Genomic DNA, 13,151 nt, shown 5'->3' with positions numbered 1-13,151 from the left:
CTGTCTAGCATACCCAATTAAAATAACAACTGTGTTAGGTAGCCCATAATAATTGCCATCCCCAAAATAACGGTCAGGAATGCAGCAATCAAGGGTGTTTTGAACATGGATTTAAGCAGTATTACTTCCGTCAGGCTAGCTCCTGCGCTACCAATAATCAGAGCCATTACTGCTCCCGTCCCCATGCCTTTATCCATCAAGACTGATGCCAACGGAATTACTGCCTCAGCCCGTATATAAAGAGGTATTCCAATAACTGCACTTAATGGAATGGCAAATGGATTATTTTTCCCAGCATGAGTAGCAATCCACTCAGCAGGGATAAAACCGTAGATAAACGATCCAATAACAATACCTAACATTAGATAAGGTAATACATCTTTAAATTGAATCCATGCGTCCTGAAATGCCAGACGTATCACACTAGGATCTCTTACTACACTTTTCGAGAAGTTTTGTTTATTTGTTTGATCTTTTTCGCAGGTCAATTCACTACTTATGCTCCGAAATGCTGAGAAACTCTTAAATATTTTTTGCGGTTTAGAACAACTATTAGCCTCTACGTCCTGTTGATTTGATACAGAACAGCATGCTGGAGCACTCTGTAGTTTGGTTTCAAGAGTTTTTCCCCTACTAACACCACAACAATTAGCCAAGGATTTGGATGTTTCGACAATATGCCTGTCAAAACCAAGCACATCTAACAAAATACTTGCCAGTACGGAAACTGTAGCTGCTATAACAGCGTATAGCAGGGTCACTTTCCAACCAAAAGTAACCCACATCAGACCAATGATTATCGGGTTAAGCAGAGGCGAAACAAACAAGAATGTAAGTGTTGGACCAAAGCCTGCTTTTGCTGATAAGAGCCCGCGTAACATGGGAATTGTAGAGCAACTGCAAAACGGTGTTACAGCTCCTAACAACGATGCAAGAATGTACCCTTTCCCCTTTTTCGCACCTAACATTTTTTGAATCTTATGGTCGGGTATCTTTTGTCTGATAAGGCTAACACCTGCACTAATCAGAAAAAAAAGGACTGATAACTCGACAGCCAGAAACAGGAACATCTCTGCTGCGCTAGTAAACATAGAAATCAAGCTATTCATAAAACCTCCAATAAACCACATTTCTAGAATATTCGAATTATATGTGTAAGAGCAACATATTTCTGGTATTATCGAAATATTACTGAATGAGGAAGGCACCATGCAGCTAGAAGAAGTCGCCAAAGCTATGAAAGAGCTAGGCCATCCGACACGTTTGTTTATATTCAAACACCTTGTTAAAGCCGGTGAGCAAGGTTTACCTGTAGGCGATCTACAAAAACAACTTGCGATTCCTGCTTCAACACTGAGCCATCATATCTCCGCTCTAGTTTCTGTAGGATTGGTTAAACAAAATCGCGAAAGCCGCTCCTTAATCTGCGTTTCTCAATATGACAAGTTAGAGTCGATTATTGATTTTCTACGCGAAGAATGTTGCATCAACAGCCTAAAGAATTAAATTGAAGCATTACATTGTTTTCATTTGATAAAGGAGCCACCCAATTATAGGCGGCTCTTTTGTAGGCTATTTCAGTCTTTTACCTGAATCATCAACGACTTTTTCACCGTCTTCCTTGGCGAAAGCTGCTTTCTGAGCATCTGGAAGGATATCCAGAACCACCTCGGAAGGACGACATAGTTTAGTACCTAGTGGAGTCACCACAATCGGGCGGTTAATCAGGATCGGATGCTGCAGCATATAGCCGATTAACTGATCGTCAGTAAACTTATCTTCGGCAAGCCCCAGTTCTTCATAAGGCTCGACATTTTTACGCAGCAGCGCCCGTACTGTAATCCCCATATCCGCAATAAGTTTGACCAGTACATCGCGAGACGGTGGATTTTCAAGGTAATGAATAACGGTCGGCTCATTACCACTGTTGCGGATCATCTCAAGCGTGTTACGCGACGTACCGCAGGCCGGGTTGTGATAAATGGTGATGTTGCTCATATCAGTATCTCATTACAAAGTGAAAGAGAGACGTAGCGCCAGCGCGGCCAGCGTTACAAACAGCACAGGCAGAGTCATGACGATCCCGGTGCGGAAATAGTATCCCCAGGTGATGGTCATATTCTTCTGTGAAAGGACGTGCAGCCAGAGCAGCGTTGCCAGGCTACCAATAGGTGTAATTTTCGGGCCCAGATCGCAGCCAATCACGTTGGCGTAGATCATTGCCTCTTTAATAACGCCAGTTGCAGTGCTTCCATCGATAGAAAGAGCGCCAACCAGCACGGTAGGCATGTTGTTCATGATGGAAGACAGGAAAGCCGTCAGGAAGCCAGTACCCAGCGTCGCAGCCCAGAGTCCTTTATCCGCCAGTACGTTCAGCACACCTGAAAGGTATTCGGTTAGCCCGGCGTTGCGCAGACCGTAGACCACCAAGTACATCCCCAATGAGAAGATGACAATCTGCCATGGCGCACCGCGCAGCACTTTGCCGGTGTTAATGGCATGGCCTCGTTTAGCTACTGCAAACAGGATCACAGCTCCAACAGCCGCAATTGCGCTAACGGGAATACCGAGCGGCTCGAGGACAAAGAACCCAACCAGCAGAAGAATTAAAACTATCCAGCCGGTTCTGAAGGTTGCCAGATCTTTAATCGCCTTTGCCGGTGCTTTCAGGAGAGCCAGGTCGTAAGTCGGTGGAATATCTTTGCGGAAGAACAGATGCAGCATCACCAGCGTGGCGATAATAGCGGCAATATCCACCGGCACCATTACCGACGCATACTCAGTGAAGCCCAGTCCAAAGAAGTCCGCCGAGACTATATTCACCAGGTTCGACACGATAAGCGGCAGGCTGGCCGTATCGGCAATAAAACCGGCAGCCATGACGAATGCCAGCGTGGTGCCTTTGCTGAACCCTAATGCCAGCAGCATGGCAATGACTATCGGCGTCAGAATAAGTGCCGCACCATCGTTGGCAAACAGTGCCGCCACCGCCGCACCGAGCAGGACGATATACGTAAAGAGCAAACGTCCACGACCATTACCCCAGCGGGAAACGTGCAGCGCTGCCCATTCGAAAAAACCGGACTCATCAAGCAGCAGGCTGATAATAATTACGGCAATAAAGGTCGCCGTCGCGTTCCAGACGATATTCCACACCACCGGAATATCGCCCACATGCACAACGCCTGATATCAGAGCCAGTCCCGCGCCCAGCATTGCACTCCAGCCGATCCCTAATCCCTTCGGTTGCCAGATAACCAAAACAATGGTCAGGACAAAAATAGCGCCTGCCAGTAACATAAAACCTCCTGACAGGGCGACTTTGCCGCCCTGTATATGCCAAAAAATTAACTCATCAACTCTCTGAGCTTTTCAATACCGGCGGGCTCTGACGCCAGCACCGGAACAAGCGCTATACGCTCAGCGTGCTGATTCTTAACAGCCTCAATCTGAGGCCGTTCCTGCCGGGCGCGCTGGCAAAGCAACGGAGAACGCGTATCCGCAATGGAAAGGCTGTTATTGATAATCCAGCCCCACGGATGAATCCCCGCTCTTTCAAGGTCAGCCTGCAGGTTTGCCGCTTCCAGAACCGGTGTGGTTTCAGGAAGCGTAACAAGCAGAACTTTGGTTCTATCCGGATCCTGAAGCTGCATCATTGGGGTAGTAAAATGACCTTTACTCCCCATTTTTTTGGCAATCTCTCGGTGGTAAGCCCCGGTCGCATCCAGCAGCAACAGCGTGTGTCCGGTAGGGGCGGTATCCATGACAACAAACCGTTTACCCGCTTCACGAATCACCCTGGAAAAGGCCTGAAACACGGCAATTTCTTCAGTACAGGGAGAGCGCAAATCCTCTTCCAGTAGCCGTTTCCCTGCTTCGTCCAGATCTCTTCCCTTCGTCTCAAGAACATGCTGGCGATAGCGTTCGGTTTCATCGTGAGGGTTGATGCGGCTGACCTGAAGGTTTTTGAGGCTGCCGTTCAGCGTTGTACTCAGGTGCGCAGCAGGATCAGAGGTCGTGAGATGCACGTCAAATCCCATGTCTGCCAGCCTGACGGCGATAGCCGCTGCCATCGTGGTTTTACCTACGCCACCTTTGCCCATCAACATAATCAGGCCGTGCTCACTGCGAGCGATATCATCGACCAGGCCAGAGAGCGATAAGTTTTCAGGCGTGTACTGGATGTTCGTTACCGGGAGCGGTAATGCCTCAGAACCGGTATCCAGCAGTCCCTTCAAGGCTGAAACACCAACCATATTGACTGGCTGTAGTAATAGGGTATCTGTCGGTAGCTCAGATAAACCGGCAGGAAGATTTGCCAGTGCCTCCTGCTCACGTTGCCATATCGCAGCGGCCAGGGAGTCATGTTCAGCTTCGGCTTTAGGCAGCACACCATTAATCACCAGGTATTGGTTTTTCAGGCCAATTGCGGCGAGTTCTTCATGGGTGCGGGCGACTTCCTGCAGCGTAGATTTTTGCAGTCGCGCAACCAGAACCAGGCGGGTACGTTCAGGATCGGATAACGCCTCTACCGCATGAGCATACTGCTCACGCTGCTTTTCCAGCCCGGCCATTGGGCCAAGACAGGAAGCACCATCTGGATTACTTTCAATGAAGCTACTCCAGGCTCCGGGAAGCTGGAGAAGGCGAATCGTGTGGCCCGTCGGCGCTGTATCAAAAATGATATGATCGAAGCGGGTCAGCAGGGAAGCGTCTGTCAATAAGTCGGTGAACTCATCAAACGCCGCAATCTCAGTGGTACAGGCTCCTGAAAGCTGCTCGCTGATACTGTTAACAACGTCATCAGGCAAAAGACCTTTGATAGGATCAACGATTCTGGAGCGGTATTGTTTGGCGGCTTCCTGCGGGTCGATTTCCAGAGCGGAAAGTCCATGAACTGCTGTCACAGGGCGAATGGTGTTACCGATAGCCTGATCGAATACCTGGCCGACATTGGAGGCCGGATCTGTACTGACCAGCAAAACCCGCTTACCTTGTTCGGCAAGGCGGATAGCCGTCGCGCAGGAAATGGACGTTTTTCCTACGCCTCCCTTGCCAGTAAAAAACAGGTAAGGCGGGATGTTCTCTAAGAATTTCATATGTCCTCCTGACATATTCAGCAACAGGAAGTATTACCACCACAGCAGCTGGTGGGAGCTAACCCTACCTTCTCCAGCGGAATACCGAACCAGCGAGCCAGCTCAGCGCGTTTTGGGTATCGCCCAGCCATCACCGTTTCACCGTCCAACAGCAGTAGCGGAAGCCCTTCTGCTCCAGATGCTTCGAGGAATGCTTTCGCTTTCTCATTCTGAACAAAGCTCATGGGCTGCTGCGCCAGGTTGTAACGTTCAACCTGTACGCCACGTCCTTTCAGCCACTGCACATCAGCAGAGAAATCAACCAGAACCTGATCGACATCTGAGCCACATACGCCGGTACTGCAGCACATTGCCGGGTCAAACACCGTTAACGTCTTCATTCTGAATACCTCACATTCGGAAAATCATATATGTTCAGGCAAATTTTTTAGATGCAAACAGCCTTACCGCTACCAGAGCAGTTTGCAGATGCCAGCTTACGGGCGATGGCCTGTACGTCGTCCTGTTGGCTTAACCAGGCCTGCTCAATTACCTGAGCAGCCCATGAAGGAATATGCGGAGATAAGCGGTAGTGAACCCACTTGCCCTGCTTGCGATCCAGCAATAGTCCACTTTCCCGGAGCATTGCCAGATGACGGGAGATCTTGGGTTGCGACTGATCCAGCGCCGTACAGAGATCGCACACGCATAGCTCTCCCATTTCTCTAAGCAGCAACACGATGCCCAGCCGAGTTTCATCGGAAAGGTTTTTGAAGAGTTGTAGAGAAGTTAGTTCAGCCATTTTAGTCTCCTGAATTCTCTCCGTAGTTTCCTGCAATAGTTGAGTGTCGTCAACCATCACATTCGAAAATTCGAATATGATGGCTATGTGGTTTTAATATCAGATTTACTGATTGTTCATTATTCAATTTGTTAATCCTGCCGCTTTTCGACGCCTGTATTCATCTATCAGTAATTGTGCTGGCGTTGGTCCTGCCGGATGGCGCGGCGCTTCCAGTTGACGTCGAATTGGTGGGACACTTAGTCCATTACCAACATGCTTCGACCACTTCGTGAGTAACTTTTCTGCCAGTCGTTTCAGCTCCCCCTCTGTCATTTGTCGTTCTACGCCCGTTCTGCGCATTTCGATGCAGATGTGATACAGCACGGGCTGAGGCCATGGATATTTATCGCTTCCTGAATACCGATATGACTCATTGCGCCAGCGCCGGTATTCCGTCATAACCTGCTCCGATTTCAGTCCGAATGGATTCGCCCCACTCTCTGAAACCAGAGAAACAAACTCAGCCAGGTCAGGCGGCCATGTATTTCCCATCGCGCAGCGCTCCATGCATTGCTGACAGACCAACCTAATTTGCTGTTCAGTCATCGAACCTATCTGGGCTATCCAGATAGGCGAAGGCTCCGCCCCGTTCTTCTGGGTCCATCGGTTCGAATACACCTCCCCCATGACCTGCCACAGTCGCCAGGCTGTTTCCGTCGCCATCAAGTCCATTCCTGCGGCGCCACACTGCGTGTGCTGACTGAATTTGCTGAACTGCCCGGGATGCTGTTGGTTCTGATCCTGCTCCCACATGACTGTTACCTCCGGTTTCTGGTTTTACCTGCGTTCTCACCCGGGCTACATGTCGGGCAAATTTTTGTTCCCACTGGATTTGTGTAAAAACTTTCCCTTCCGACTCCCAATACGCGGTGAATTCTGCGAGTTCAGTCAGAAGGTAATCTGGTTCAGGCAAGGTGATACCCCACGATGCGGCGCGCTGTCGGAAGTCTCTGGAGGGAAGCCAGCTATCTGCCATGCTGAATTTCCCGATCGGTTCATCAACACCGTCCAGGTATCGGGGCATGGCCGGGGATGGCAGTTCATCCCCATTCAGATTTTTCATCGCACCCGCGTTAAGAGAGGGGTTTAAGATCTGTTTACTGCTAACTGCTTTCTGGATACCTGATGGCAAAGGTTTAGCCAAAGACTTAGCCTTATCCTTAGGCAAGGCGAAAGCCTTATCAAAAGCCATCCCCATAGCGTCAGAAACCCCGTAGCAGGCGGCTTTGAGAGCTTCATATGCTTTATCTTTCAGTGAACATTCAGGCAGTAATTCAAACGATCTTGCCCAGGATTTGATCACGTTTACTGATGCTGGCGGGTTATGTTTCACCGCATTAGGCAACCAAAAAACTCTGGCTTTAAGATCGGCTTCCACCATACCTAACGCTATGGCTTCACCTAAGGCTAAGTCGAAGGCTTCGACATCCCAGTTTAATTCTTCGGCCATAGCCGCCCTTCCCGCCTTATACAGCCCGGGAATAATCCCTGTGAATGGTCCAGTAAGCAGGTAAATAAACAGACTCTGCCCACTTGGCGGGAGTGGTGATAAGGCTCGAAACTTAGGATCATCCCACATGGTAATCTTCACCTTACGGTAAGGCTCGTTACTAGCCTTACTCTTAGGCATGGCCTTAGCCAAAGGATTAGGCATACTTCACCCCGCGAGTTGCAGTAATAATGGTCATTGGTCAAAACTCGATTAAAACAATTGCGGCGCTACGGCGCTTATACTCGCCAGTAGTGGTCCCGCCGCGTCAGCAGGTAGCATGTTGAACAATGCGATTGCCGCTTCACGAATCTCCTTCTCGAGCTTCTGTAACGGAGCACCGATTAATTTCGCCTGGTGTGCCTCACTGCATTCTTTGATAGCGTTAGCCACCAGCTCCGCCTCTGTGCTCGCATTACTTAACCCGTGCTTCCTGGCAATCTGAACTGGCATAGCGGCGATGATTGAGCCTGACAGCTGCATCACGTAAGCCGTGTACTTTTCTGACCCTCCTCCGTTTTTCAGATATCGAAATAAATTCTGTTTATTAACAGCAATTCCACGACCATCTGCCTTGGCCCACTCTTCAGCCACCAGCTGAGCGATCCGTTCCTGTGCCTGTCCTGGTAATGTCGATTCCCATTCACGAACGGCTGCCAATATGACGCGGTGCTGAATGCTGTCGCGTCGCTGGGGTTTAAATTGATTTTGCGATTTCACCGCAGCGGCTACTCGTGGTTTATTATGGGTATAAGCTACTGATTGCATCTTTCAGACCTCGCTTTGTGGCGGAAATACACTATCAAGAGAGCAGGTGCGCCCTAACTCGTTAAGCTTCTCCACAATCAATCTGCATTCCGGTAGGCCAGGCTGACGTGTTCCGTTCTCATAATTTGAGAGCCTTGACTGACGCCACCCGAATAATTTGGCTAATTGCTCTTGAGTTAAACCGAGCGCTTGCCGTTCTTTGGCGATGTTGTTCATCTTGTCCTCACATCTAGTGTTTAGCTGAATTAAACACATAATGTGTTAGATAGTCAAGACGAAACGTTCTTTGAGCGTTAACACGTAACGTGGTAAAAATCAGTAATGAATATAAACACTGCAATTGCCGCCAGACTGAAGCAGCTACGCGAACAGAAAAATATGTCGCAATCTAAACTCGCAGAGTTATGTGGGTGGGCTCAGTCACGCATCGGGAACTATGAAGCGGGTCGCCGCAATGTGGGCGTTGACGACGCTATAACGATATCTAAAGCTCTCGGAATTAGCCCGGCTGAACTGATGTTTGGTGATGATCACGCCGAATCATGGTTAACGCCAAAACATCGTAAGTTGATTACTCTTTTTGACCAGTTGCCGGAGTCTGAACAAGACAGAATGATCGATACCTTTCAATTGCGGCTGAAAGAAATTGATGAGTATGTCGAGAAGTACCTTCGGGGACGATTAAAGCCAACTGACGATTAAGCTACAATTTTTAACAATCTAACCAGCCTACTTGGCTGGTTTTTTTATGCCTTTCACCTTCCCTTTTCCCATATCGTTATCATCCTCGCCACCTTAAACACATGCCGTGTTGACTTTTAAACACATTTGGGGTTTAAATATAAACACAGTTTGAAAAGCGTCATCAAGGCAGGACGCCCACGAAGTAGCTGCCGGCGGCATACGAATCACCGGATGAGATGACAAGCATTAACACGCAGCAGGTTCAACGTTCCGCCAGCCTGGCGACAAGGGCAAAGCAAGAGGATAAATCCATGATCGATTTCGCACGTAAACCAGTGCGGTGTCAGGCCGTACATCTAAACCGTATTGAAGTAATCATTCGACTGATTTGCTACATGCTCGCCCAGAAGGGCGACCCGTCTGCCGACCAACAGACTTCAGTTCGTTCATAACGAGTTTGACCAATGGCTGTTGCCAGCATCAGTAAGGAAGTGACTATGGAGTTTGGAATGAAACGTGTGGTGGCATCTGTTCAGGTGGTTGCCATCCTCAACAGGGTTTATAACGGCAGCCCTGTTTCCGTCGCATCTATCAGTAAGGAATCAAAGCTGTCTGTATCTTACCTCGAGCAGATTTTCTCGAAGCTGCGCAGCAGTGAAATCGTCACCAGCCAGCGTGGCGCTGGTGGCGGGTACCACCTTAGCAAAGCAAACCCCAGCGTGGCTGACGTCGTTCGCGCCGTTACTCACACGCCTGATTCATTTGAACCCGTACTGAATGCTCTGGAGTGGGTCCCCGTTGCACAGCTGGTGCAGGGAAAATCCCCTACCCCATAAAGCACAAAACCCGCGCTTGGCGGGTTAAGTACCCGGTCAGCCGACCAAAGCTTTCCGGAACGAGTTTTGACCAATAACCACTACCTTAGGCGGCGATCATCAGCTGCCGGGTATCTTACAATCCTATGGAGCCCGAACGCAATGTTAACGTATGCGTATCTTATTAAAGCCAAAGCGAAAGCAACTGAGGCAAAAAACCTGTTTTGCTGGTTCTCTGCGAAATCAGATTCCCGTGCAGAACGCGAAATCCTCAATATTCTCGAAGACAACAATATTGCCGTCGGTCGTGGCGCCGACTATCAATTACCTGTCCGCACCAACTGGTTTGTTGTTGACGATCTTCCTGAGGAAAGCACACTTGATGACACATGGTGCGATCGTTACGAACTGGCAGAAGACCAGCAAACGTGGCAACTGAAACAGAAGCAGGATAATGAAAATCTGGAGGCTTCCAGCCAGCAAAAACCTGAAACCTCCAGTGCCAATGTACCCACCAGCGATGCGCCAGCATTGCTCCGCCCCATATCTCGCCTGCGCCTGTCTCAGCGGCTGATTGCGCACCTGTTAAATGACGGTGAAGAGAAGGAAATCAGTGAAGCGCGGCACGTCCAGATCGGACAAATGGAACTGGACGAAAATGATCTCTATATACAAAACCTGTTACTGGCCGTTGCAAATGTGCCAGCGGCGAAAGAGCTTTCTGCTCATGTCGAGTGGAACCTGGCAAACGCAATAAAAGAAGTCTTCGACCGTGAGCAGGTCTATAACATTGCTTCATTTGAGGAATTTATTACCGAATGGATTGCGGAACCGAAAGCGCGGACTCAAACCGTGCAGGAGTGGGTTATCGATAAGAAAGCACGAATTGTGGGTGATGAGCCCACCGTTCCACCTGTAACGCCAGAACTCATTACCGTTGCGACTCTCCCGCTACGCCAGCGCCTTTTGGCTCAGTTTATTTCTGATGAATATGCTTACCATATTGATACTGAACAGAAGAAAACCATTCAGGAACTTGAGCTGGATGTGGATAACAGCTATGTGCAGAACCTGCTGCTTGCCGCCGAGAATGTAGAACCATTCAGGAAAGCGCCAGAGATCGATATCTGGAAAATTGTCAGCGCGCTAAAAACTATTTTCCCGGTTGATGGTAAACGAGTGGATCTGTCTACCGTAATTCAGTTTTTTAAGGCCTGGTTCAGTACTGAACACATTGACCGCGGATTGCTGGTTAAAGAGTGGTGTAAGGGAAATCGTGTGTCGCAGATTCAGCGCACTGATACTGGAACGAACGCTGGTGGTGGCAATAAGACTGATCGCAATACCGATTATGCTCATACACTGGATACGCTCGACGTTGAGATTGCGCTGGCCACTCTTCCAATGGATTTCAATATCTACGACATCCCGGGTGGGGTCTACCGCCGGGCAAAAGAGATCGTCACCAAAAAAGAGAGTCCTTTTAAGGAATGGTCGGAAGCACTGCGAAAAAGCGCTGGCATTCTGGACTATTCGCGAGCCGCTATCTTTGCGCTTATCCGCGGTACATCATCCGAACTGGTTAAATTTCCTGGTCGGCTGCAGGCCTATATCAACGCAAACCTGACAGAAAGCAACCATGAAACACCATGCCAGGAAACCCTGCTGGCGGCTGGTCATGTGCCAGAAAAAAGCTGGGAAAACGAGGTTAACGAGAAAGTCACAGCTGAACAGAAGGCAGGAGTCGAACAACCAGAAATCGCTAACATGGGCAACGGCGTGTTCTCCATCGATGGCCTGATGGGTAACCAGCCAGCACACGCACTTTCTGTCGTAGACCAGGTACGCCAGCGCGCCGTCGAGAATAAGTTACATAATACCAATACAGAGGAAGCCACCAGCAATGTGCAGATGGAAGAAACTAACAACAACGAAATCAAAGCTAATCCTGAAGTGTCTCAGAGCGAAACAGCAGTTTTGCCAGTTAAAAGCGCTGATGCAACTGGTGACGCGTCAGCTTCTCTGAATAATGAACCCGTTCACCATATTGATACGGATCCCCTGAACGCTTTTTATACTCACCTGATGGTTGATATGGAAACTATGGGCAACAGTCCTGATGCCCCAATAGTCTCTATTGGCGCAGTATTTTTTGATCCTTCAACTGGTAACACTGGTGCCGAGTTTTACCAGGTTGTCAGTCTGGAGTCATCGATGTCGTTTGGCATGAAACCGGATGCGTCGACGATTCAGTGGTGGTTGAAACAATCATCTGAAGCCCGCTCTGCCATTCTTGTTGATGAAGCCATGGGGTTGCTTGAGACCCTCGAACTCCTGGCTGACTTTATTGCTGAAAACGCTGCTAACGGAAGCCACACAGTTCAGTTATGGGGTAATGGTCGCTCGTTTGATAACGTCATTCTTCGCCGCGCATACGCGTTAACAGATACCCCCTTCGCTGTTCCGTTCTGGAATGACAGGGACGTAAGGACCATGGTCGAACTGGGTAAATCTGTCGGTATAAATCCGCGCTTCGACATCCCGTTTGAAGGTGACATGCACAATGCACTTTCTGATGCCCGGCATCAGGTCAAATACGTATCAGCAATCTGGCAACGTCTGACCGCAAATTGATTTTCTAATTTCACAATTTATGGATCCTGCCTGGTATGTTTTTACAGGCAGGCCATCAGAGAGATGAGCTATGCACGAACTTACACTGTCTCCTCAGGAAATTGCAGAAATTACTGGCTATCAGCGCTACACCCACCAGCAGCGACAACTGCGGTGTCACGGCATACCGTTCACCACTGATGGGCGGAACCGCCCAATTGTATTGCGCAGAAGTATTGATCCCGGAGTTTCTGAATTACCTAAGGTCGATGAATATGTTGCACTTGAGCCAAATTACGACGCAATCAATGGGCAGACCAAGAAAAGATCCTAAAGACAAGCACCTCCCGCCACGCGTAACTAAAAACCGTTATAGCTATGTGTGGAAGCCAAAAGGAACAAAACAAAGCGTAACTCTTGCACCTATTACCGGGACAAGTATGTCCCGGCTATGGGCGCGCTATGAGGAAGAAAAAGCCAAGCGTTCAGACGTAATGACATTTTCTAAATTATGGAAGTTATTCACCAGCAGCCCAGCTTTTGCTGAACTGGCTCCGCGGACACAGACTGATTACAGGTCATATGAAAAAAACCTGGTCCCAGTGTTCGGGAATATGCGAGCAGATGACATAAAAATTGAGATGGTCAGGATCTATATGGATAAACGGGGCCAACGCAGTATTAACCAGGCAAACCAGGAACTCGGCGGGATGTCGCGAGTTTTCTCATGGGGATATGAACGAGGGTATGTGAAAGGAAATCCGTGCAAAGGAGTACGCAAGTTCTCTTTAAAAGCCCGTGACGTGTACGTGACAGACGAAGAATATCAGGCAATTTATGAAGAGGCGGCACCAGCTCTC

15 protein-coding genes and 2 pseudogenes are annotated in these 13,151 nt (G+C 48.9%); 7 read left to right on the top strand and 10 right to left on the bottom strand.

The window, feature by feature from the left end:
- Window positions 1-17 precede the first annotated feature (17 nt).
- Entirely contained in the window at window positions 18-1,109 is a 1,092-nt protein-coding gene (locus FDX22_RS01770) for a permease (protein WP_137400379.1), read from the bottom strand.
- Window positions 1,110-1,209: 100 nt separating this feature from the next.
- On the opposite strand from FDX22_RS01770, the gene FDX22_RS01765 reads away from it, so the two are divergent.
- Window positions 1,210-1,506, top strand: a complete 297-nt coding sequence (locus FDX22_RS01765) for a helix-turn-helix transcriptional regulator (protein ID WP_065554936.1) — start codon at window positions 1,210-1,212, stop codon at window positions 1,504-1,506.
- A 66-nt stretch (window positions 1,507-1,572) separates the two neighbouring features.
- On the opposite strand, the gene arsC is transcribed toward FDX22_RS01765, so the two are convergent.
- From arsC to FDX22_RS01720, 9 genes are all read right to left on the bottom strand, one after another.
- Window positions 1,573-1,998: a glutaredoxin-dependent arsenate reductase gene (gene arsC, locus FDX22_RS01760; protein ID WP_103285477.1), complete on the bottom strand. Its 426-nt coding sequence runs from the start codon at window positions 1,996-1,998 to the stop codon at window positions 1,573-1,575.
- A gap of 12 nt (window positions 1,999-2,010) precedes the next feature.
- Window positions 2,011-3,300: an arsenite efflux transporter membrane subunit ArsB gene (arsB, locus tag FDX22_RS01755; RefSeq protein ID WP_023305191.1), complete on the bottom strand. Its 1,290-nt coding sequence runs from the start codon at window positions 3,298-3,300 to the stop codon at window positions 2,011-2,013.
- A 47-nt stretch (window positions 3,301-3,347) separates the two neighbouring features.
- Window positions 3,348-5,099, bottom strand: a complete 1,752-nt coding sequence (gene arsA / locus FDX22_RS01750) for an arsenite efflux transporter ATPase subunit ArsA (RefSeq protein ID WP_137400378.1) — start codon at window positions 5,097-5,099, stop codon at window positions 3,348-3,350.
- Between the two features lie 17 nt (window positions 5,100-5,116).
- Complete coding sequence (arsD, locus tag FDX22_RS01745) at window positions 5,117-5,479, bottom strand: arsenite efflux transporter metallochaperone ArsD (protein WP_000855179.1); 363 nt, start codon at window positions 5,477-5,479, stop codon at window positions 5,117-5,119.
- 47 nt (window positions 5,480-5,526) lie between these two features.
- Window positions 5,527-5,880 (bottom strand): As(III)-sensing metalloregulatory transcriptional repressor ArsR, encoded by a 354-nt coding sequence (gene arsR / locus FDX22_RS01740; RefSeq protein WP_044700602.1) that lies wholly within the window; start codon window positions 5,878-5,880, stop codon window positions 5,527-5,529.
- Between the two features lie 123 nt (window positions 5,881-6,003).
- On the bottom strand, window positions 6,004-6,549 hold the full coding sequence (locus tag FDX22_RS01735; protein WP_122984015.1) for a replication protein P: 546 nt from the start codon (window positions 6,547-6,549) through the stop codon (window positions 6,004-6,006).
- Complete coding sequence (locus FDX22_RS01730) at window positions 6,461-7,372, bottom strand: DnaT-like ssDNA-binding domain-containing protein (protein ID WP_170974787.1); 912 nt, start codon at window positions 7,370-7,372, stop codon at window positions 6,461-6,463. Before FDX22_RS01730 ends, FDX22_RS01735 begins: the two co-directional genes overlap by 89 nt.
- A gap of 252 nt (window positions 7,373-7,624) precedes the next feature.
- Window positions 7,625-8,179 (bottom strand): toxin YdaT family protein, encoded by a 555-nt coding sequence (locus FDX22_RS01725; RefSeq protein WP_103285479.1) that lies wholly within the window; start codon window positions 8,177-8,179, stop codon window positions 7,625-7,627.
- 3 nt (window positions 8,180-8,182) lie between these two features.
- Complete coding sequence (locus FDX22_RS01720) at window positions 8,183-8,395, bottom strand: helix-turn-helix transcriptional regulator (RefSeq protein WP_003832309.1); 213 nt, start codon at window positions 8,393-8,395, stop codon at window positions 8,183-8,185.
- A 105-nt stretch (window positions 8,396-8,500) separates the two neighbouring features.
- On the opposite strand from FDX22_RS01720, the gene FDX22_RS01715 reads away from it, so the two are divergent.
- The 6 genes and pseudogenes from FDX22_RS01715 to FDX22_RS01690 all read left to right on the top strand — a co-directional run.
- Window positions 8,501-8,881: a helix-turn-helix domain-containing protein gene (locus tag FDX22_RS01715; RefSeq protein ID WP_003832307.1), complete on the top strand. Its 381-nt coding sequence runs from the start codon at window positions 8,501-8,503 to the stop codon at window positions 8,879-8,881.
- A gap of 287 nt (window positions 8,882-9,168) precedes the next feature.
- A pseudogene (locus FDX22_RS01710) lies at window positions 9,169-9,315 on the top strand (hypothetical protein); the annotation flags it as partial.
- A 45-nt stretch (window positions 9,316-9,360) separates the two neighbouring features.
- Complete coding sequence (locus tag FDX22_RS01705) at window positions 9,361-9,699, top strand: Rrf2 family transcriptional regulator (protein ID WP_225280726.1); 339 nt, start codon at window positions 9,361-9,363, stop codon at window positions 9,697-9,699.
- 141 nt (window positions 9,700-9,840) lie between these two features.
- Window positions 9,841-12,312 carry an exonuclease gene (locus tag FDX22_RS01700; protein ID WP_137400376.1) on the top strand — a complete coding sequence of 824 codons (2,472 nt, stop codon included), beginning with the start codon at window positions 9,841-9,843 and terminating at the stop codon, window positions 12,310-12,312.
- A 70-nt stretch (window positions 12,313-12,382) separates the two neighbouring features.
- Window positions 12,383-12,625 carry a DUF4224 domain-containing protein gene (locus tag FDX22_RS01695; protein WP_071667664.1) on the top strand — a complete coding sequence of 81 codons (243 nt, stop codon included), beginning with the start codon at window positions 12,383-12,385 and terminating at the stop codon, window positions 12,623-12,625.
- A pseudogene (locus FDX22_RS01690) lies at window positions 12,600-13,151 on the top strand (integrase); the annotation flags it as partial. The gene FDX22_RS01695 and the pseudogene FDX22_RS01690, both read left to right, overlap by 26 nt.

The sequence above is a fragment of the Citrobacter sp. TBCS-14 genome, from assembly GCF_005280805.1.
In the GTDB taxonomy this organism is placed as follows: domain Bacteria; phylum Pseudomonadota; class Gammaproteobacteria; order Enterobacterales; family Enterobacteriaceae; genus Citrobacter; species Citrobacter gillenii.
This window is presented reverse-complemented; position numbering and strand designations above follow the sequence as displayed.

What these genes read in the sequence shown, in the direction of transcription:
- arsR (WP_044700602.1), bottom strand. Translation starts at nt 5,880, where the DNA reads ATGGCTGAACTAACTTCTCTACAACTCTTCAAAAACCTTTCCGATGAA.
- FDX22_RS01715 (WP_003832307.1), top strand. Translation starts at nt 8,501, where the DNA reads ATGAATATAAACACTGCAATTGCCGCCAGACTGAAGCAGCTACGCGAA.
- FDX22_RS01700 (WP_137400376.1), top strand. Translation starts at nt 9,841, where the DNA reads ATGTTAACGTATGCGTATCTTATTAAAGCCAAAGCGAAAGCAACTGAG.
- FDX22_RS01770 (WP_137400379.1), bottom strand. Translation starts at nt 1,109, where the DNA reads ATGAATAGCTTGATTTCTATGTTTACTAGCGCAGCAGAGATGTTCCTG.
- arsD (WP_000855179.1), bottom strand. Translation starts at nt 5,479, where the DNA reads ATGAAGACGTTAACGGTGTTTGACCCGGCAATGTGCTGCAGTACCGGC.
- FDX22_RS01735 (WP_122984015.1), bottom strand. Translation starts at nt 6,549, where the DNA reads ATGGGGGAGGTGTATTCGAACCGATGGACCCAGAAGAACGGGGCGGAG.
- arsB (WP_023305191.1), bottom strand. Translation starts at nt 3,300, where the DNA reads ATGTTACTGGCAGGCGCTATTTTTGTCCTGACCATTGTTTTGGTTATC.
- arsC (WP_103285477.1), bottom strand. Translation starts at nt 1,998, where the DNA reads ATGAGCAACATCACCATTTATCACAACCCGGCCTGCGGTACGTCGCGT.
- FDX22_RS01765 (WP_065554936.1), top strand. Translation starts at nt 1,210, where the DNA reads ATGCAGCTAGAAGAAGTCGCCAAAGCTATGAAAGAGCTAGGCCATCCG.
- FDX22_RS01705 (WP_225280726.1), top strand. Translation starts at nt 9,361, where the DNA reads ATGGAGTTTGGAATGAAACGTGTGGTGGCATCTGTTCAGGTGGTTGCC.
- FDX22_RS01730 (WP_170974787.1), bottom strand. Translation starts at nt 7,372, where the DNA reads ATGGCCGAAGAATTAAACTGGGATGTCGAAGCCTTCGACTTAGCCTTA.
- FDX22_RS01725 (WP_103285479.1), bottom strand. Translation starts at nt 8,179, where the DNA reads ATGCAATCAGTAGCTTATACCCATAATAAACCACGAGTAGCCGCTGCG.
- FDX22_RS01720 (WP_003832309.1), bottom strand. Translation starts at nt 8,395, where the DNA reads ATGAACAACATCGCCAAAGAACGGCAAGCGCTCGGTTTAACTCAAGAG.
- FDX22_RS01695 (WP_071667664.1), top strand. Translation starts at nt 12,383, where the DNA reads ATGCACGAACTTACACTGTCTCCTCAGGAAATTGCAGAAATTACTGGC.
- arsA (WP_137400378.1), bottom strand. Translation starts at nt 5,099, where the DNA reads ATGAAATTCTTAGAGAACATCCCGCCTTACCTGTTTTTTACTGGCAAG.